The organism is Arthrobacter sp. zg-Y919 (genome assembly GCF_030142045.1).
Taxonomy (GTDB): domain Bacteria; phylum Actinomycetota; class Actinomycetes; order Actinomycetales; family Micrococcaceae; genus Arthrobacter_B.
Map to the genome: position 1 here is coordinate 1 of NZ_CP126242.1, position 19,292 is coordinate 19,292.

Genomic DNA, 19,292 nt, shown 5'->3' on the forward strand with positions numbered 1-19,292 from the left:
GTGGGTACGGACGAAATCAACGATGTGGGCAGCTCCTGGCGCAAGGTCATCCGGACCTTGGAGACGGATGACAGGGTCACTCCCCGGCAGCGTGGATTCGTGGTGCTTGCACAGGCGCAGGGACTCATCGGCACCACCTTGCTGGTGGCAGTACCCAACGAACTGACCCGCGAAGTACTGCAGACACAGTTGAAGAACATTCTCGACGAGGTTCTCCGCGGTGTGTTCCAGGCGGATATCCAGTGTGCGTTCGTGATCGATTCGGATCTCACACCGGTGGCGGAAGCCGAGCCCGAACCGGAAGAGCAGCCGGCCGCACCCAGTCCCGTGCCCACCGGCGAAAGCGCTCCGTCCCCGACGCCGCCGAGCACCAGCCAGGAATTCGGCCGGCTCAACCCCAAGTACGTCTTCGAAACATTCGTGATCGGATCCTCCAACCGGTTCGCCCACGCGGCAGCGGTAGCCGTGGCGGAAGCCCCCGCCAAGGCCTATAACCCCTTGTTCATCTATGGGGACTCGGGGTTGGGAAAGACCCACCTGCTCCACGCGATCGGGCACTATGCCCGCCACCTGTACACCGGGATCCGGGTCAGGTACGTGAACTCCGAGGAGTTCACGAACGACTTCATCAACTCGATCCGCTATGACGAAGGTGCCAGCTTCAAGCAGCTGTACCGCAACGTGGACATCCTGCTCATTGACGACATCCAGTTCCTGGCCAACAAGGACGCCACCCAGGAAGAGTTCTTCCACACGTTCAACGCGCTGCACAACCACAACAAGCAGGTGGTCATCACCTCGGACCTGCCGCCCAAACAGCTCTCCGGGTTCGAGGAACGCATGCGGTCACGGTTCGAATGGGGCCTGCTCACCGATGTGCAGCCGCCGGAACTCGAGACCCGCATCGCGATCCTCCGGAAAAAGGCCATCGGCGACAGCCTCAGTGCTCCTGACGATGTCCTGGAATACATCGCGTCCAAAATCTCCACCAACATCCGCGAACTCGAAGGCGCCCTGATCCGCGTCACCGCGTTCGCCAGCCTGAACCGCCAGCAGGTGGACGTGGGCCTGGCCGAGATCGTACTCAAGGACTTGATTACCGACGACGGTGCGCAGGAGATCACCGCGGCCTCAATCCTCGGGCAGACGGCAGCCTACTTCCAGATCAGTCTGGAGGAACTGTGCAGCAAGTCCCGGACCCGGACCCTGGTCACTGCCCGGCAGATCGCGATGTACCTTTGCCGCGAACTGACAGATATGTCCCTGCCGAAGATCGGCCAGGAACTGGGCGGCCGCGACCACACGACGGTGATTCACGCGGACCGCAAGATCCGGGAACTCATGGCCGAACGGCGGGCCATCTACAACCAGGTCACCGAGCTGACCAACCGGATCAAGCAGCAGCAGCGCGAGGCCTGAGCACGGTTTTCCCGGGCCCCGCAGGGGCTCAAAATTAACATTTGTGGACAAGGGTGTGGATAACCCGGTGGACAACCCCTGGTTACCCACACTTCCCTGTGGATACAGGGAATCCTCAGAAAGTTTCCAACAGGCTCCGACACGGCCGCTGCAGTGGGTCCACAGGTTATCAACAGGCTTAAACAGCCGGGATGCACCGCAGGCCCGGGTTATCCACAGTATCCACAGGAGTTATTAACACTACGGATCTTAAGAAATTCGGTTCCACCAAATAACAACTAAGCTCAAGGCCCACCTCGAACAACACCTCTGAAGACTCTTCAAAAGCTCTTTCGAGGAGACCAGCCAGGACCGATGCACCCGCTCCGCCCGTTATCGGTGCAGGCATCCACCGGACAGGGCTAAGCTGTCACAGAGTATGGTTGTCATTCGCGTGCAAACCCGTACGGTTCGGTGTCCACGGCAAAGTCCATGACAGTCGGGAGCCAAACGGGAGCTGGACCTTCCCTCCGCGGATGCTGTTCCATCGGTTTGCACACACATGGCTCAAGACGAGTTCAAGACAAGTTCAGTTGTACTGAGAAGTACGTTGCGAAAGGCGGCACCCTTCAGTGAAGTTTCGAGTTGAGCGGGATGTCCTGGCCGAGGCCGTCACGTGGACAGCACGTTCCCTGTCCCCGCGCCCGCCGGTTCCGGTCCTTTCGGGGCTGCTTATCAAGGCCGAAAACGGTTCACTGAGCCTGGCCAGCTTCGACTACGAGATTTCCGCCCGTCTGCAGATTCCTGCCGACGTCAGCGAAGAAGGAACCATCCTCGTATCCGGCCGTCTGCTGGCTGAGATCTGCCGAAGCCTTCCCTCCGCACCGGTCGAAGTGGAGACCGACGGCGCGAAAGTAACCTTGACCTGCCGCAACAGCCGGTTCAACCTCGCCACCATGCCGGAAGCGGAATACCCGGAACTGCCGGCACTTCCCGAAGTGAGCGGCGTCGTTGACGGAGATGCCTTCGCCCAGGCCGTTTCCCAGGTCATCATTGCCGCCAGCCGGGATGACACCTTGCCCATCCTCACCGGGGTACGGATGGAGATCGAGGATGATCTCATCACTTTCCTGGCCACCGACCGCTACCGGCTGGCCCTGCGTGAACTGTCCTGGAAGCCTGCAACGCCAGGCATTTCCACCAGTGCACTGGTCAAGGCCAAGACCCTCAACGAGGTAGCCAAGACCCTCGGCGGCGCCGGTGACCTCAATATCGCCCTGTCCGACGACAGCGAACTGATTGGTTTTGAAAGCGGCGGACGCCGGACCACCTCCCTGCTGGTGGATGGCGACTACCCCAAGATCCGGTCCTTGTTCCCCGAGAACACGCCAATCCACGCGACCGTTGAAACCCATGCACTGGTCGAAGCCGTGCGCCGCGTCTCGCTCGTCGCCGAGCGCAATACCCCGGTCCGGCTCGCCTTCACCGACGGGCAGGTGTCCCTGGACGCCGGCACCGGTGAAGATGCCCAGGCCTCTGAAGCACTGGAGGCGGCACTGGTGGGGGATCCCATCACGGTGGCCTTCAACCCGCACTACCTGAGCGAAGGCCTGGGCGCATTCCCGAGCAAATACGTGCGTTTTTCCTTCACCACGCCGCCCAAGCCGGCCGTGATTTCCGCCCAGGAAGAGCTCACCGGAGATGACCAGGCTGATTACCGTTACCTGCTGATGCCGGTGCGTCTCCCCAACCAGTAATTTCCCGCTGCGCCGGGCGGATTGGGGAAAAACCGGCGTAACAAAGCCGTCGTAACACAACTTGACAATGGCCTTTGATGGACGGCCGTTATTGGGGCAGCCGGGCCGTGCCCGGCAGGTTTACGGACAGGAGAGGAACAAGAACCGATGTACGTTGACCACCTGTCCCTGTCCGGCTACCGCAGTTACCCGCAGCTGGACATCCGGTTGGAACCGGGCGTCACGGTGTTCGTCGGCCCCAACGGCACTGGCAAGACCAACATTGTCGAAGCCATCGGCTACCTTGCGACGCTCTCCTCCCACCGGGTCAGCACCGATGCGCCGCTGGTGAATTTCGACGCCGAACAGGCTGTGATCCGGGCACGTGTGGTGCGTGGTCCGCAGGCCACGGGGGTGGAGCTGGAAATAAATCCAGGGCGTGGCAACCGTGCCCGGATCAACCGGGCCAATCCGGTGAGAGCCCGCGACATTCTCGGCCTGTGCCGGACAGTGCTCTTTGCTCCTGAAGACCTGGCGCTGGTCAAGGGAGATCCCGGCAGCCGGCGGCGGTTCCTCGATGAGCTGATCGTTTCGCTGGTCCCGCGGCATTCCGCAACCCGGTCGGATTATGAACGGGTGTTGAAGCAGCGGAACGCACTGCTGAAATCCGCTCGGGCGGCCGGCCGCTTCACTTCCGCCCACGAGGCCACCCTGGATGTCTGGGACCAGCACATGGCCGTGGCCGGCGCCCAGCTCGTGGCCGCACGGCTTGAAGCGCTGCAGCGGCTGCAGCCGCACCTCCAGTCGGCCTACCGGGATCTGACCGACGGCTCCAAGGTTGCCCGGGCGGTCTACCGCTCCACTCTCCAGGGCACAGTGAACGACGACGGCGCGGTGGATGGCGCCCAGGACCCTGACGAGCTGTATGCCCTGGACGTGCCTGCGCTGACGGAGCGATTCCTGCAGGCCTTTGCCGCAAACCGGCGCCGCGAGCTTGACCGCGGAATCTCCCTGGTCGGCCCCCACCGGGACGAAGTGGAACTTATTCTCGGGCAGGCCCCGGCCAAGGGGTATGCCTCCCATGGGGAAACCTGGTCCTTCGCCCTGGCCCTGCGCCTGGGCTCCTACTATCTGCTGACCAGCGACGACCCCACTCCGGGGGCCGGACCGATCCTGATCCTTGACGACGTCTTTGCAGAGCTGGATGTCCAGCGCCGGCAGCGGCTGGCCGGAATTGTCGCCGGCGCCGAACAGGTGCTGGTGACCGCTGCCGTCGGCGACGACATTCCGGAGGCCTTGGCCGGGCGCGTCATTAACGTGATTCCGGGAGGCGTCAGTGTGCCCGTCTCCTGATCCCGTCCGTCCGGGTGAGGAACCCGGGGACCGGCCCGATGCGGCCCGGGAACAGCTGAACCGCATGCGCCAGGCAGCCCTTGCCCGCGGTAACCAGCGCACGCCCGCCTCCCGCCGCAAGAACGGACGCCGCCAGCAGGCGCCCTTTATCCCCGGGGAATATGTCGGCAGGGACCCGCAGGGACTCGGCAACGTCTTTACCCGCTTCGTCAACGAACGCGGCTGGAACTCTCCCGTCGCCGTCGGTTCCGTGATTTCACGCTGGGAAGAACTCGTGGGAAGCGAAGTGAGCGCGCACTGCAAGCCGGAGTCGTTCCAGGACACCACGGTGCAGGTCCGCTGTGATTCCACCGCCTGGGCCACGCAGCTCCGGCTCCTCCGGGACACCCTCATTGCCCGGTTCGATGCCGAACTGGGTTCCGGCGTCGTCACCAAGATCGAAGTCATCGGTCCTGCGGCTCCGAACTGGCGCAAGGGACTGCGCAGCGTCAAGGGCAGGGGCCCGCGCGATACCTACGGATAGGAACCGGCACCACGGTGACCTCTCCGCTGCAGGAAAAGGCTCGGAAACCTGCCCGTACAGGAGCCGGTTAGCGGCCGGAAAACCCCCGTACCGGTATCGGCCCCTATCCTCGGCGCTTTAATTAGCTTCAAAGCGTCATTGCTGGCCTGTCAGGGGGTGTTTTGGGCAGGTTTGCCGCCCGCGGCGCGGTAGAATCGAGAGTGGAGATGCCTGTCCGCTGGGGAGGCTTCATTTTCTGACGAAACAAGAGGAGTCGACAGCACCTGTGGCTAACGACAATGACATGGACAACTCAGAGGTAACACCAGAGGACCACGCAGCACCCGAAAAGGCCACCCCCGTGGAATACGGTGCTAACGAAATTACGGTTCTGGAAGGCCTTGAGGCAGTCCGCAAGCGCCCGGGCATGTACATCGGTTCCACCGGTCCCCGCGGCCTGCATCACCTGGTGTACGAAGTGGTGGACAACTCGGTCGACGAGGCACTCGCCGGTTACTGCGACCACATTGAAGTAGTCCTGCAGGCCGACGGCGGCGTACGCGTCACCGATAACGGGCGCGGCATCCCCGTGGACCTCCACCCCACCGAAGGCATCCCCACCGTCCAGGTTGTTATGACCATCCTGCACGCCGGCGGCAAGTTCGGCGGCGGCGGCTACGCCGTCTCCGGTGGCCTGCACGGCGTCGGCATCTCCGTGGTCAACGCCCTCTCCGAGCGCGTCGAGACCGAGGTACGCCGGCAGGGCTTTGTCTGGCACCAGAGCTTCGCGAACGGCGGGCACCCCGTCGGCGAGCTGCGCCAGGGCGAAGCGACCGAGGAAACCGGCACCACCCAGACGTTCTACCCGGACCCCACGATCTTCGAAACCACCGAGTTCGACTTTGAAACGCTGCGTGCCCGCTTCCAGCAGATGGCGTTCCTGAACAAGGGCCTGCGGATCAAGCTCACCGATGAGCGGACGCTGGAAGAGGAAACCGAGGAAATCGCCGAGACCACCGACGAGGACGCGGCTCCGAAGCACCGCACGGTGGACTACCTCTACGCGGACGGGCTGCTCGACTACGTCAAGTACCTGAACTCTGCGAAGAAGGTCGAAGTTGTCCACGACGACGTGATCGCCTTCGAGACCGAGGACTCGGACAAGAAGATGGCCGTCGAGATGGCCATGCAGTGGACCACCGCGTACTCCGAGAGCGTCCACACCTACGCGAACACGATCAACACCCATGAGGGCGGAACGCACGAAGAGGGCTTCCGCGCCGCCATGACGTCGCTGATCAACCGGTACGCCCGTGAGAAGAACATCATCAAGGAAAAGGATGACAACCTCACCGGCGATGACATCCGCGAAGGCCTGACCGCCGTCATCTCGGTCAAGCTGGCCGAACCCCAGTTCGAAGGCCAGACCAAAACCAAGCTCGGCAACTCCGAGGTCAAGGGCTTTGTCCAGCGGGTGGTCACCGACCAGCTCGGTGACTGGCTCGAACGCAATCCCGGCCCGGCACGCGACGTTATCCGCAAGTCCATCCAGGCCTCCCAGGCCCGGCTTGCAGCCCGTAAGGCACGTGAGTCCACGCGCCGCAAGGGGCTGCTGGAGTCCGGCGGCATGCCCGGCAAGCTGAAGGACTGCTCTTCCAAGGACCCGTCGAAGTCGGAAATCTACATTGTGGAGGGCGACTCCGCAGGAGGCTCCGCCGTCCGCGGCCGCAACCCGGAAACCCAGGCCATCCTGCCGCTGCGCGGCAAGATCCTGAACGTGGAACGTGCCCGGCTGGACCGCGCACTCGGCAACGCCGAAGTGCAGGCGATGATCACGGCATTCGGCGCCGGCATCGGTGAGGACTTCGACGTCGAAAAGGCCCGCTATCACAAGATCGTGCTGATGGCTGATGCCGACGTCGACGGCCAGCACATCACCACCCTGCTGCTGACGCTGCTCTTCCGCTACATGCGGCCGCTGATCGAAAACGGGTATGTGTATCTGGCCCAGCCGCCGCTGTACCGGATCAAGTGGTCCAACCACGCCCACGACTACGTCTACAGCGACCGTGAGCGGGACGAGGTCATCACCCGCGGCCTGGCCAACAACCAGCGCCTGCCCAAGGACAACGGCATCCAGCGCTACAAGGGCCTGGGCGAGATGGACTACACCGAACTCTGGGACACCACCATGGACCCGGACCACCGCACGCTGCTGCAGGTCACCATGGATGACGCCGCGGCCGTGGACTCGGTCTTCTCCGTGCTGATGGGCGAAGACGTCGAGTCCCGCCGCAGCTTCATCCAGCAGAACGCCAAGGACGTGCGCTTCCTGGACATCTAGCGGATCGGCAGCCGGCGCCTGACGCCGGGGAGCAACGCATATGGACTTGAGCGACTTAGAAACGGAAGCAGAACTATGAGTGATGAGACTCCCGAGGTAACCGGGGATGAGACTCCCCTGGCCGGGACCGCACTGACTGATCGGGTTGAGCAGATTGACCTGCAGACCGAAATGCAGCGGTCCTACCTTGATTACGCCATGGCGGTCATTGTTGGACGTGCACTGCCGGACGTGCGGGATGGGCTCAAGCCCGTGCACCGCCGCGTGCTCTACGCGATGTTCGACGGCGGCTACCGCCCCGAGCGCTCCTTCAACAAGTGCGCCCGTGTGGTAGGCGAGGTCATGGGCCAGTATCACCCCCACGGCGACTCGGCGATCTACGACGCCCTGGTCCGCCTGATCCAGGACTGGACCATGCGCTACCCGCTGGCCCTGGGCCAGGGTAACTTCGGTTCGCCGGGTAACGACGGCGCTGCGGCACCGCGGTACACGGAAACCAAGATGGCTCCGCTGGCCATGGAAATGGTCCGCGACATCGACGAGGAAACCGTCGACTTCCAGGACAACTACGACGGCCGTAACCAGGAACCCACCATCCTGCCCTCGCGGTTCCCGAACCTCCTGGTCAACGGTTCCTCCGGCATCGCCGTCGGTATGGCCACCAACATCCCGCCGCACAACCTGCGCGAGGTTGTCGACGGCGTCCAGTGGTACCTGCAGAACCCCGAGGCACCGAACGAGGAACTGCTCGAGGAACTGATCCGCCGGGTCAAGGGCCCCGATTTCCCCACGGGCGCGCAGATCCTGGGCCACAAGGGCATCGAGGATGCCTACCGGACCGGCCGCGGGTCCATCACCATGCGTGCCGTGGTCAATGTAGAGGAACTCCAGGGCCGCACCTGCCTGGTAGTCACCGAACTTCCCTACCAGGCCAACCCGGACAATCTGGCCGTCAAGATTGCCGAACTGGTCAAGGACGGCAAGATCACCGGCATCGCCGACATGCGCGATGAAACCTCCGGCCGCACCGGCCAGCGCCTGGTGATTGTGCTCAAGCGCGACGCCGTCGCCAAGGTGGTCCTGAACAACCTCTACAAGCACACTCAGCTGCAGGACAACTTCGGGGCCAACATGCTGGCCATCGTGGACGGCGTTCCGCGCACCCTGAGCCTGGATGCCTTCATCCGGCACTGGGTGACCCACCAGCTCGAAGTGATTGTGCGGCGCACCCGGTACCGGCTGCGCAAGGCCGAGGAAGCCGCTCACATCCTGCGCGGCCTGCTCAAGGCACTGGATGCCCTCGATGAGGTCATTGCCTTGATCCGCCGCTCCTCCACCGTCGAGGACGCCCGGAACGGCCTGATGGGGCTGCTGGAAATCGACGAGATCCAGTCCCAGGCCATCCTGGATATGCAGCTGCGCCGCCTGGCGGCCCTGGAACGCCAGAAGATCCAGGACCAGCACGCCAAGCTCGAAGCGGAGATTGCCGAATACAACGTCATCCTGGCCTCTGAAGAGCGCCAGCGGCAGATTGTCAGCGACGAGCTGCAGGAAATCGCCGACAAGTACGGCGATGACCGCCGCACGCACATCCTCATGGGCTACGACGGCGACATGAGCATGGAAGACCTCATTCCCGAAGAGGAAATGGTGGTCACGATTACCCGCGGCGGCTACGTCAAGCGCACCCGCAGCGACAATTACCGCCAGCAGGCCCGGGGCGGCAAGGGCATTAAGGGCGCGCAGCTGCGCGGCGACGACGTCGTCGAGCACTTCTTCGTCACCACCACGCACCACTGGCTGCTGTTCTTCACCAACCTGGGCCGGGTTTACCGGGCCAAGGCCTATGAACTGGCCGAAGCAGGCCGGGATGCCAAGGGCCAGCACGTGGCCAATCTCCTGGCCTTCCAGCCGGACGAGCGCATTGCCCAGGTCCTGGCCCTCCCGGACTACGACACCGCTCCGTACCTGGTGCTGGCCACCAAGCGCGGACTCGTCAAGAAGACCCGCCTTGCGGACTACGACACCAACCGGTCGGCCGGTGTCATTGCCATCAATCTGCGCGACGGCGACGAACTGGTGTCCGCGCAGCTGGTGTCCGAGACCGATGACCTGATGCTGGTTTCCCGCATGGGCCAGTCGCTGCGCTTCACCGCCACCGACGACGCCCTGCGACCCATGGGCCGCGCCACCTCCGGCGTCACCGGCATGAAGTTCCGCGAAGATGACGAACTGCTGGCGGCCGACGTCGTCACCGAGGACTCGTTTGTCTTTACGGTGACTGAGGGCGGCTATGCCAAGCGCACGAGCTCGGACGAATACCGTGTCCAGGGCCGTGGCGGACTGGGCATCAAGGTGGGCAAGCTTGCCGAGGAACGCGGCCACCTGGTCGGCGCCATGGTGGTCCAGGAAGAGGACGAAGTCCTGGTGGTTATGCAGGGCGGCAAGGTTGTCCGTTCCTCCGTCACCGGCGTGCCTTCCAAGGGACGCGACACCATGGGCGTTATCTTCGCCAAACCGGACAAGAATGACCGGATCATCGCCGTGGCACGGAATTCCGAGCGGGACCTGGCCGTTGACGAGGAAGCCGAACAGGCAGACGGGGCTTCGGAAGAGTCCCCGGCAGCCGCCGGCGTCGAATCTGTGGAGCCCGCAGGCGATGAAGTACCGTTGTCTACAGACGAAACGGCTGCGCCCGATGCACAGTCAGCACAAGATGGAGGTAGCGAGTGAGCTCGACCAACCCAAACCCCAGGTCGTCCTCGGGCGGCGGGCCGCGGGTGAAGACCCCCGCCCGACCCGCCCAGCGTCCTGGAGGGGGTCAGAGCGCCTCGGGTAACCGCCAGCCGCTGGTAAAGCCCGCACCCAAGGCCAAGGCCCGCAAGGCCAGGCTGCTCGTCAGCAAGATCGATCCCTGGTCGGTCCTGAAGATGGCCTTCCTGCTCTCCGTGGCGCTTGGCGTGGTCACTGTCGTGGCCGCCATCGTCCTCTGGACCGTGCTGGACCTGACCGGCATCTTTGACCGCGTCAACACCCTGCTGGGAGAAATTGCCGGCAGCGAGTCCGGCGGGTTCGACCTCCGAGACTTCGCTTCGCTGGGACAGGTGGTCTCCTTCGCGACCATCATCGCCGTAGTGAATGTCCTGCTGCTGACGGCCCTTTCGATGCTTGCCGCAGTGCTGTACAACATCGCCTCCACCCTCGTGGGCGGCATCGGCGTCACCCTGACGGACGACTAGCGGGGCAAACCCTCCGTATCTAAATTCCATCTTTCCCCCCGGCTGGCACTCCAAATCCGCCGGCCGGGGCGGAAAAGCTCGAAGGATTTGGGTTCACGGCAGAGGTGGGGTAAAGTTTTATCTCGGCCCCAGAAGGTATCGGGGCGCATAGCTCAGGCGGTTAGAGCGCTTCGCTGATAACGAAGAGGTCCCAGGTTCAAGTCCTGGTGCGCCCACGGAACACCTTGAAAAAGGTGGACCACAACGGCAAGGAGAATTCCGTGAAGAAGTTGCTAGCAGTTACGGCAGCGGCGGCTGCGGGAATCTTCGCCTTCAAAAAGTGGCAGGAAACTGCCGCAGAGAAAACCGTTTGGAAGCAGTCGACCGACAAGGTTGACTGACTGCCAGGAGGTAGCTCTGGTTATAACCTTCGGAAACGGTAGGTTATACTGGATAAGTTCTCATTTCGGGGGCATGGCGCAATTGGTAGCGCACCTGCTTTGCAAGCAGGGGGTTCGGGGTTCGAGTCCCCGTGCCTCCACCGAATAAGTACCGAAAAATCAGAAGGTCCCCGCTCTCCGGAGCGGGGACCTTCTGCGTTAAGCGCCGCCACGGCCGCCCTTCCGCCCGGCCCGTGGTGGAGGCTTTGCTCCGGGTGCCAGGCTGCGTGGACGGCGGGTGCCGTGGAGCTGGACTAGGGTTGGCCTGTGAATGTTTTCCTCGCAGTGGTTGGCGTGCTGGGCGTCTCCGCATCCGGGCCCATCATGGCCGCCACTGCTGCTCCCGCCCTGGCCATAGCGTTTTGGCGAAATGCCCTCGGCGCGGTGCTGATGGGAACCCCTGCGGTGCTGGGCCGCCGCCGGGAGTTCGGACAGCTGACCGCACGCGACTACAAATGGACGGCCATCGCCGCGTTGGCCCTGGCACTGCACTTCGCCTGCTTCATCACGTCGCTGCAGCTGACGTCGGTTGCGGCCGCAACGGCGCTGGTCTGCCTGCAGGCCGGGTGGATTGCGTTGTTCAATGTGCTGCGGGGCATCAGCGTACCGCCGGCCGTGCTGGCCGGACTCGCGGCGGCGTTCGCCGGCGTGCTGGTCATTTCCGGGTTCGACCTGGGCTTGTCCGAAGAAGCGCTCATCGGTGATGTCCTGGCCGTAGCCGGCGGTGCCCTGGCCGGCGTCTACACCATAGCCGGAGGGAAAGCACGGGAATCCATGTCCACCGGCACCTACACCACCCTCTGCTACGGAGCGTGTGCGGTATTGCTGCTGGCCCTTTGCGCCGCCTTCCGGCAGCCCCTTGTGGGTTTCCCGCCGGCGGCATGGCTGGGGATCCTCGGGGTCACCATCGTGGCGCAGATCCTGGGCCACACGGTGTTCAACCACCTGCTGGCCGTGATCAGTCCGCTGGTGGTGTCCATGATCATCCTGCTGGAGATCCCGGGCGCGGCCATCCTGGCGGCGGTTTTCCTCGACGAGAAGCTTCCTGGGGGAACATATGCAGGCCTGGCACTGATCCTGGCGGGATTGACGGTGGTGGTGGCCGGACAACGCCGGATCCGGGCCGGGCAACGGACGCAGGCGGTCCCGCCCGCTCCTCCGGCGCTGGGCGGGGACAGGCTGTAAACAGGTCTTAAAGACAGGAGGAGGGCCCCGTCGAAGCGGGACCCTCCTCCTGTACTCGTCCCGGCTGCCGGACCTAGGGCCGACGCCGGAACATGTGGCTACTTGCCGGTGTTGTTGTTCTGCGCGCCGGACGGCTTTGCAGCGTCCTTGGCGTCACCGGCGGTGTCCTTGCTGTGCTTGCCGGCCTCAGGGGACTTCTCGCCGGACCGGGCGGCAGCGCGTTCGGCTGCTTCCTTGATGCTGGCGACAGTCTCCTTGGTTTCGGAGGCCGCGGGCTTGGCGGTATCCGCAGCGGCGGGCTTGGACGCCGTCGTCGGCTTGGGCACCTCAACCACGGGTGTGGCCGGCTCGGCGGACTTGGCGGAGGCAGCAGAGGATGCGCCGGTGCTGGCAGGTGCCGTTGCCGGAACCGTGGTCGCCGGGGTGGGCGAGGCAGCGGGGGCCGCAGGCTTCGGCGCCGGAGTCTTCCACGGATCCTCAACCGGACGGGAAGCGCGCCAGGCGGCCACGCCTGCCGTCACTGCGGCAGCGACGATGCCAAAGACCAGCCAGCCCTTGCCACCGCCCTTCTGGTTCTTGCGGGCTTCCTTGGCAGCCTGTGCGGCGGCCTTCTGTGCACGCTTGAGAGCCTTCTTGTTGCCGGTCACCTTGGCAACGGCTGTCTGCACGGGCACATTCGCGGCAGTCAGGCTGCGCGAAACGCTGTCCGCTGCTACGCCGATGCGCGTGGAGAGGGCGGGAATGTAATCGTCGACAACCCGGTCCTTGGCGGTGTTCAGTGCCGGAGCGGCACGGTCCAGGGTGCTCTGGATACGGGGAGCGGCTTCATCCACAGCGTGGCTGATGCGCGGTCCCACCTTCTCCAGTCCGTCCTGGATGCGGGGAGTGACAGTGGCTACTCCCTGGGCAATTTCGTCAGCAGCACGCTTGATGCCGTCCTGGATTTTAGGAGATGCGGTTTCGATCCCCTTCTCGATGCGCGGAACGGCCCAGCCTCTGGCGGCCTCCACCTTGGGTGAGGCCCAGTCGCGGGCAGTCACGATGCCTGCGGCCACATTGGCTTCGAGATCATGGGTGATGCGGTCCTTCTTCAAAACTACCTCCTGGGATAGTTGTCGTTTCAGCCTTAGCCTACGTGTTCCGGCTGGTCTCTGCTATCGGAGGCCCTGGCCGGGCGTGGTTTTCACTGTGCGCTGAACACGGCCGTTTCCGCCCACGCGGGGAGGTGCCGTGGAACAATGTCCTTATGACTGCTATTCCTACAGCAAAAGCAACCATCCACACTTCCATGGGTGACATCCGTGTCAACCTGTTCGGAAACCACGCCCCCAAGACGGTCAAGAACTTCGTGGGCCTGGCCACCGGCGAAATTGAGTGGACCGATCCGGCAACGGGCGAAAAGACCAGCCGCCCGCTCTATGACGGGACGATTTTCCACCGCATTATCAAGGACTTCATGATCCAGGGCGGTGACCCGCTCGGCCGTGGCACCGGCGGTCCGGGTTACCAGTTCGACGACGAGATCAACCCCGATCTCGATTTCTCCGCACCGTACAAGCTGGCCATGGCCAACGCAGGCGTCCAGATGGGCCGGGGCACCAACGGCTCGCAGTTCTTCATCACCTCCGTGCCCACCACGTGGCTGCAGGGCAAGCACACCATTTTCGGTGAAGTTGCCGATGACGAGTCGCGCGGCCTCGTGGACCAGCTCAACGCGGTCTCCACCGACGGACGCGACAAGCCGACCGAAGACGTGGTTATCAACAGCATTACCGTCGAGCAGCTCTAGTCTGTTCGAAGGTGCCCCGGCCGGAGTCTCCGGCCGGGGCTTTTCGTCAATATCCGGGAGTCCCAGCAATGTCATATGGTGTGCCGGCCGAGGGGCCGGCTTCGCAGGTCCCCGTGTGTCCCCGACACCCGGACCGGGTCAGCTATATCCGCTGTCAGCGCTGCGGACGCCCGGCCTGCCCCGAGTGCCAGACGAATGCCGCCGTCGGGGTCCAGTGCGTGGACTGCTTCAACGAGCAGCGCAAGGCCCAGCCCGCCTACCGCACCCCGTTCGGCGGCCGTGTGGCCCGGACCGAAAAGCCCGTGGTGACCATCACCATCATGGCCATCTGCGTCGTCGCCTTCCTGCTGCAGCAGTTGCTGCCGGAGTTCACGAGGACGTTCTTCTTCGCGCCGGTGCTGGCGGATTACCAGCCGTGGCGCCTGCTGACTGCCGCGTTCCTGCATTCCCAGGGCGGGGTCATCCACATTGCCTTCAACCTCTATGCCCTGTGGTTCCTGGGACGGAGCCTGGAGCCTCTCTTCGGCCGCGCGCGGTTTGCGCTGCTGTACCTGATTTCCGCCCTCGGTGGTTCCGTGGGTGTGATGTACCTGGCGGAGCCGGCCACAGCGGTGGTGGGCGCCTCAGGCGCAGTTTTTGGGCTCTTCGGCGCCCTGTTCGTGGTGATCCGCCAACGGCGCGGAGAGCTGCGTTCCCTGTTGATCCTCCTGGCGGTGAACCTGGTCCTGGGGTTCGTGTTCCCAGGGATAGCGTGGCAGGCCCACGTAGGAGGACTCATCACCGGTGCTGCGTGCGCAGCCATCCTGGCCTACACGCCGCGTGGAAAGCACCGCACCGCCATTCAGCTTGCCGGTCTCGCCGGGGTGGTACTGCTGCTGATCGTGGCGGCGGTGCTCTGGCAGTCCCCCGTGCAGATCATCCCAGGCTGACCGGCCCTGCCGATCCAGAGGCTCCGTGCCCGCCGTCCCTTGACGGCGGGCACCTCCATTTAACCCGGGTGCGGAGCCCTGCCGGGCAGAAAAAGTTATCCACAGGGATACCCACAGTGTTAATAACCTACATGGTTGTAGTTTTCGATCCCGGCGCGCAGTCCACAGGGTTATCCAGAGGCTGTGGAGACTTACACACATGTAATTCCACAGGTGTGGATAACCTGCTTCCCTTTGTTTGCAAGGAAGTTCGAAAAGTAACCCACAGAGTTACCCACACCTGTGGATAACTCCGTGCACAACCTGTGAACAACAGGAAAATCAGGGGATAGCGCCAGGCGGGCAACAAAAAAGGCTTCCCCGGTGCCGAAACGGCACGGGGGAAGCCCAGGTTGGGGAACGCGGGTGTGGTCAGCGCCAGCGCGTTGTCATCAGAAAACCGACAATCGCGATTCCGAAGCCCACCAGGATGTTGCTGGCTCCGAGGGCAGGCACCGGATACTCGCCCTGGGTGATGTAGTACGTGATGATCCACAGCAGTCCCAGGATCATGAGCCCGAACATTACCGGTTTGTACCAGACGGGGTTTTCTTTGGGGACAGACGCTGTCTGGCCCTGGGTAACGGGGCGTGAGGGCTTCTTACGGGATTTGGACTCAGGCACGGATCCTCCTAGCGGAACCGGCTCTGCGGGCGCCGGTGGTTGTAGTCGTGGACTGGGATGGCAAGGCTGTGAAGAACTCTCCTGGAACCCGCACAGACCTGTTAGGGTCATCCCTATTCTGAATATCCTAGCGAATGCCACGGCCAAGCTGTTCCGGTTGATCCAGGACCGTGGAATACCGGTACCAGCTAAAGGAGTCCGTTGGCTGATCCACCAATCACCGCCGTGCGGCACAGCCGGGAGCGCAGTGCTCCCGCATCACGGCCGGGCCGAAAGTGGAGGCTCGGCGTGCAGGTGGCCGGCGAACTCCTGATCACCATTGGTGTGGTCCTGGCCCTTTACGTGGTGTGGCAACTCTGGTGGACCAACCTGGATTCAAACCGGGCCCAGGAGGAAGCCATCAGCGGGTTGTTCAAGGAGTTTGACGTGCCGGCATCGCCGGCACCCCCCGGGGACTATGGGGATCCAGTCGTCTTGGCGCCGATAAGCGGGGAAGGGACGACCTTCGCCGTCGTGTACGTGCCGAGGTTCGGACCCGACTATGTCGCCCCGGTAACCAGCGGCGTGGGAACGGCGGTCCTTGACCGCCTGGGACTGGGACACTATCCCGCTACGGCCATGCCGGGCGCCGTCGGCAACTTTGCCGTCGCCGGCCACCGCCAGACCCACGGCAAGGCACTGGATCCTATCCACACCCTGGTGCCCGGAGATCACATCTATGTGCAGACCGCCGACGGATACTACGACTACGTCTACCGCAACACCCAGATAGTGCTGCCGGACCGCGTGGATGTCCTCTCAGGCGTCCCCACCGAGCCCGCCGCGGTTCCCCAGGACCGGTTCCTGACCCTCACCAGCTGTAACCCGCGTTTCGGTTCGCAGGAACGCATCATCGCCTATGCACGGATGGATTCGTGGCGGCCGTCCTCTGCCGGGCCACCCGCCGCGATCGCCGACGCGGTGGCCGCCAATGCTTCCGGAGGCCGGTAAAATGTACGGATGGCTGTTCCGGCACCTTCCGGGACCGTTGTGGGTCCGGATCCTTCTGTCCGCGGTACTGATTGCCGCCACGGTGTTGGCACTGATGGAGTACGTCTTTCCCTGGCTGGACCGGACCAGCTTCCTTCCTTCCCTAACGGATTCAACGATTGGCGGTTCCTAGCCCCATGAGCACCCGTATCCTGGTGGTCGATAACTACGACAGCTTTGTCTACACGCTGGTGGGCTATCTCCAGGAAATGGGGGCGGACACCACGGTGATCCGCAACGATGACCTGGACACAGCTGCGGCGGCGGAACTCGCTGCAGACCACGACGGCGTACTGGTCTCCCCGGGGCCGGGCACACCCGCCGAGGCCGGGATATCAGTGGACCTGATCCGGTGGTGCGGAGCAACCAAAACCCCCATGCTGGGCATCTGCCTGGGCCACCAGGCATTGGCCGAGGCCTACGGCGGCACGGTCACGCACGCACCGGAACTGATGCACGGAAAGACCTCCCTCGTGGAGCACACGGGAGACGACGTTTTTGCGGGGCTGCCCACCCCACTGACAGCCACCCGCTACCATTCCCTGGCTGCCGTCGCAGACAGCATCCCCGCCGAACTGCGGGTCACGGCGCGTACCGCCAGCGGAATCATCATGGGGCTGCGGCATGCCGGTGCACCATTGTCCGGGGTGCAGTTCCATCCGGAATCGGTCTTGACCGAGGGCGGTTACCAGATGCTGGGCAACTGGCTGGAATCGGCCGGGCTCACGGGAGCAGCAGCGCACGCCGCCACTCTCAGCCCGCTGATCTCCAGCGCCGTCGGTCCGGCAACTTCCACGCGGGCCTAGCGGCGCCCCGGACCTGTGCCGCGCGTAGGCGACGGCGTGGGAGTGGCAGAATCCTCGGGCTTCGGCTGCGGAGCCGGTGCCTTGGCAACCTGGAGCTCCACCGACGTTCCGGGGGCGACGGCCGTCCCGGCGGGGATGCTCTGCATGATGACCGTTCCGGGTACAGCATCGGCGGACTCGACCTCGGTCAGTTTCGGTGTGAGGAGGACCGCGGGATCGAGTAGCCTCGTTTGCGCCTCGGACTCCGGCAGATTCAAGACATCGGGGACAATCACCAGTCCGCTGGACACCACAATGTCCACTTCCTGCCCCATCGGCACGGTCTCGCCGATGGCAGGGTCGGTACCAAGCACGCGTCCCGCTTCCATCGTGGAACTGTTGGCCTTGATCGTGGCACCGCCCTTCAGGCCCAGCTCGCGTAGAGCGTCCCTGGCCCCGGATTCCGTCATCCCGAAGAGATCCTGCGGGATGGCGGCACTGGAAGGACCTTTGGAGATGTAGAGCGAAATGTCCTCGCCGAGGGCGGTGTCGGCGCCCGCTGCCGGAGTGGTCCGGATAGCGAGGTCCTTGCTGATGTTCTCGCTGTACTCCTCGATGATCCTTGGCGGCTGGAATCCTGCGTCGATGACGGCGTTCATGGCATCGGTTTGGGTCTTCCCCTCGACCACGGGGACCGTTGCGGTCACCGGGGCTGGAGGCTTGGCATTGATCATGTTCCAGCCAACAAATCCGCCCACGGCGAGCACGAGCACCACCAGGATGCTGAATACGGTAATCCAGGCGCGCCGGCGGGCCTTTTGCTGCGGGTCGCGGTCACCGGTTGAGCCGATATCCAGGGCAGTGCGGTCCCCGCCGCGGCGTCCGCCGTCATCATCCGTAAGGAGCGGGCTTCCGGCCGGAACATTGGCCATGGTGCGTGTGTGTGCTTGGTCTTCCCGGGAGGAGGGCAGGACCGTCGTGGCCGGCTCCGCCGGGCCGGACACGGCAATCGCCTGCGTGGCAGCGGTGGCGGGGCCGTCGTCGCGCGCTGCCAGCAGGGCTTCCCGGAAATCCCGGGCCGTTTGGTAGCGGTGATCGCGGTCCTTGGTCAGTCCACGCTTCAACACATCGTCCAGGGCCGGCGGGACTTCGGGATTGAGGCTGCTGGCTGCGACGGGCTCTTCACGGACATGCTGGTAGGCGACGGACACGGGGCTTTCCCCAATGAACGGCGGCCTTCCGGTGAGCAGTTCGAACAGCAGGCAGGCAGCGGAATAGAGATCGCTGCGGGCATCTACGGTTTCACCGCGGGCCTGCTCGGGCGAAAGGTACTGGGCAGTGCCGATCACGGCCTGGGTCTGGGTCATGGTCGCCGCCGAATCCGCCATTGCACGTGCAATGCCGAAATCCATGACCTTCACGGAGCCGTCGGGAGTCACCATCACGTTGGCAGGCTTGATATCCCGGTGGACAATCCCCGAGCGGTGGCTGTAGTCGAGGGCCGCGAGGACGCCAATAAGGTAGTCAACGGACTTTTCGGTGGTGAGTTCGCCCGCCTTGAGCAGGTCGCGCAGGGTCCGGCCGGGAACGTATTCCATCACGATGTAGGGCAGCCGGACATCATCACGGGTGGACGCGGATTCATGGTCCCCGGTGTCGTACACGGACACGACGGAGGGATGGTTCAGGCCGGCAACGGCCTGCGCCTCGCGCCGGAAACGTGACTGGAACAACGGGTCACGGGCCAGATCCGGACGCAGCACCTTGATGGCGACGGTCCGGCCCAGCCGGATGTCGCGGCCAAGGTAGACATCGGCCATCCCGCCGCGGCCGATGAGTTCACCCACCTCGTACCGTCCGTTGAGGACGTTGTCGGTGTTGAGGGTGGGTTGCCCCCGAAGGAAGTCTGCGCTCATGGTCT

Annotated in this window: 16 protein-coding genes and 2 tRNA genes; 15 read left to right on the plus strand and 3 right to left on the minus strand. The window is 63.9% G+C overall.

From position 1 onward, the window contains the following. The 11 genes from dnaA (at nucleotide 1) to QNO10_RS00055 (ending at nucleotide 12,176) form a co-directional block, all read left to right on the plus strand. Nucleotides 1-1,419 carry a chromosomal replication initiator protein DnaA gene (gene dnaA, locus QNO10_RS00005; RefSeq protein WP_229945871.1) on the plus strand — a complete coding sequence of 473 codons (1,419 nt, stop codon included), beginning with the start codon at nucleotides 1-3 and terminating at the stop codon, nucleotides 1,417-1,419. Between the two features lie 611 nt (nucleotides 1,420-2,030). Then, entirely contained in the window at nucleotides 2,031-3,155 is a 1,125-nt protein-coding gene (gene dnaN, locus QNO10_RS00010; RefSeq protein ID WP_229945868.1) for a DNA polymerase III subunit beta, read from the plus strand. A 147-nt stretch (nucleotides 3,156-3,302) separates the two neighbouring features. Beyond that, on the plus strand, nucleotides 3,303-4,487 hold the full coding sequence (gene recF, locus QNO10_RS00015; protein ID WP_229945866.1) for a DNA replication/repair protein RecF: 1,185 nt from the start codon (nucleotides 3,303-3,305) through the stop codon (nucleotides 4,485-4,487). Then, complete coding sequence (locus tag QNO10_RS00020; protein WP_229945864.1) at nucleotides 4,471-5,010, plus strand: DciA family protein; 540 nt, start codon at nucleotides 4,471-4,473, stop codon at nucleotides 5,008-5,010. The genes recF and QNO10_RS00020 overlap by 17 nt, the downstream gene beginning before the upstream one ends. Nucleotides 5,011-5,275: 265 nt before the next feature. After that, complete coding sequence (gene gyrB, locus QNO10_RS00025) at nucleotides 5,276-7,333, plus strand: DNA topoisomerase (ATP-hydrolyzing) subunit B (protein WP_442860212.1); 2,058 nt, start codon at nucleotides 5,276-5,278, stop codon at nucleotides 7,331-7,333. A gap of 75 nt (nucleotides 7,334-7,408) precedes the next feature. Then, nucleotides 7,409-10,066: a DNA gyrase subunit A gene (gene gyrA, locus QNO10_RS00030; RefSeq protein WP_229945862.1), complete on the plus strand. Its 2,658-nt coding sequence runs from the start codon at nucleotides 7,409-7,411 to the stop codon at nucleotides 10,064-10,066. Further along, the gene (locus QNO10_RS00035; RefSeq protein ID WP_229945859.1) at nucleotides 10,063-10,572 is read left to right on the plus strand and encodes a DUF3566 domain-containing protein; all 510 of its coding nucleotides are present in this window, start codon (nucleotides 10,063-10,065) and stop codon (nucleotides 10,570-10,572) included. Before gyrA ends, QNO10_RS00035 begins: the two co-directional genes overlap by 4 nt. A gap of 141 nt (nucleotides 10,573-10,713) precedes the next feature. Beyond that, a tRNA-Ile gene (locus QNO10_RS00040) sits at nucleotides 10,714-10,787 on the plus strand. An 18-nt stretch (nucleotides 10,788-10,805) separates the two neighbouring features. Beyond that, nucleotides 10,806-10,952: a DLW-39 family protein gene (locus QNO10_RS00045; RefSeq protein ID WP_229946629.1), complete on the plus strand. Its 147-nt coding sequence runs from the start codon at nucleotides 10,806-10,808 to the stop codon at nucleotides 10,950-10,952. Between the two features lie 67 nt (nucleotides 10,953-11,019). Beyond that, a tRNA-Ala gene (locus QNO10_RS00050) sits at nucleotides 11,020-11,092 on the plus strand. Nucleotides 11,093-11,258: 166 nt separating this feature from the next. After that, entirely contained in the window at nucleotides 11,259-12,176 is a 918-nt protein-coding gene (locus QNO10_RS00055; RefSeq protein WP_229945856.1) for a DMT family transporter, read from the plus strand. A gap of 98 nt (nucleotides 12,177-12,274) precedes the next feature. On the opposite strand, the gene QNO10_RS00060 is transcribed toward QNO10_RS00055, so the two are convergent. Then, complete coding sequence (locus QNO10_RS00060) at nucleotides 12,275-13,270, minus strand: hypothetical protein (RefSeq protein ID WP_229945854.1); 996 nt, start codon at nucleotides 13,268-13,270, stop codon at nucleotides 12,275-12,277. A 152-nt stretch (nucleotides 13,271-13,422) separates the two neighbouring features. Between QNO10_RS00060 and QNO10_RS00065 the strand changes: the two genes are divergently transcribed. Beyond that, nucleotides 13,423-13,965, plus strand: coding sequence for a peptidylprolyl isomerase (locus QNO10_RS00065; protein WP_229945853.1), 543 nt, complete (start codon nucleotides 13,423-13,425; stop codon nucleotides 13,963-13,965). Nucleotides 13,966-14,183: 218 nt separating this feature from the next. Then, nucleotides 14,184-14,894: a rhomboid family intramembrane serine protease gene (locus tag QNO10_RS00070; protein ID WP_331460315.1), complete on the plus strand. Its 711-nt coding sequence runs from the start codon at nucleotides 14,184-14,186 to the stop codon at nucleotides 14,892-14,894. Nucleotides 14,895-15,305: 411 nt separating this feature from the next. Here QNO10_RS00070 and QNO10_RS00075 read toward each other — a convergent pair whose 3' ends face one another. Continuing rightward, nucleotides 15,306-15,557, minus strand: coding sequence for a cell division protein CrgA (locus QNO10_RS00075; protein WP_229945849.1), 252 nt, complete (start codon nucleotides 15,555-15,557; stop codon nucleotides 15,306-15,308). A 201-nt stretch (nucleotides 15,558-15,758) separates the two neighbouring features. Here QNO10_RS00075 and QNO10_RS00080 point away from each other — a divergent pair, with 201 nt between their 5' ends. Together QNO10_RS00080 and QNO10_RS00085 are read left to right on the plus strand one after the other, a co-directional pair. Then, entirely contained in the window at nucleotides 15,759-16,547 is a 789-nt protein-coding gene (locus QNO10_RS00080; protein WP_231707255.1) for a class E sortase, read from the plus strand. Between the two features lie 176 nt (nucleotides 16,548-16,723). Beyond that, on the plus strand, nucleotides 16,724-17,392 hold the full coding sequence (locus tag QNO10_RS00085) for an aminodeoxychorismate/anthranilate synthase component II (RefSeq protein ID WP_229945843.1): 669 nt from the start codon (nucleotides 16,724-16,726) through the stop codon (nucleotides 17,390-17,392). Here QNO10_RS00085 and pknB read toward each other — a convergent pair. Next, entirely contained in the window at nucleotides 17,389-19,287 is a 1,899-nt protein-coding gene (pknB, locus tag QNO10_RS00090) for a Stk1 family PASTA domain-containing Ser/Thr kinase (RefSeq protein ID WP_229945840.1), read from the minus strand. The genes QNO10_RS00085 and pknB overlap by 4 nt on opposite strands. Nucleotides 19,288-19,292 lie beyond the last annotated feature (5 nt).

Coding starts and splice junctions, on each gene's coding strand:
- gyrA (WP_229945862.1), top strand. CDS start 7,409: ATGAGTGATGAGACTCCCGAGGTAACCGGGGATGAGACTCCCCTGGCC.
- QNO10_RS00065 (WP_229945853.1), top strand. CDS start 13,423: ATGACTGCTATTCCTACAGCAAAAGCAACCATCCACACTTCCATGGGT.
- recF (WP_229945866.1), top strand. CDS start 3,303: ATGTACGTTGACCACCTGTCCCTGTCCGGCTACCGCAGTTACCCGCAG.
- pknB (WP_229945840.1), bottom strand. CDS start 19,287: ATGAGCGCAGACTTCCTTCGGGGGCAACCCACCCTCAACACCGACAAC.
- QNO10_RS00085 (WP_229945843.1), top strand. CDS start 16,724: ATGAGCACCCGTATCCTGGTGGTCGATAACTACGACAGCTTTGTCTAC.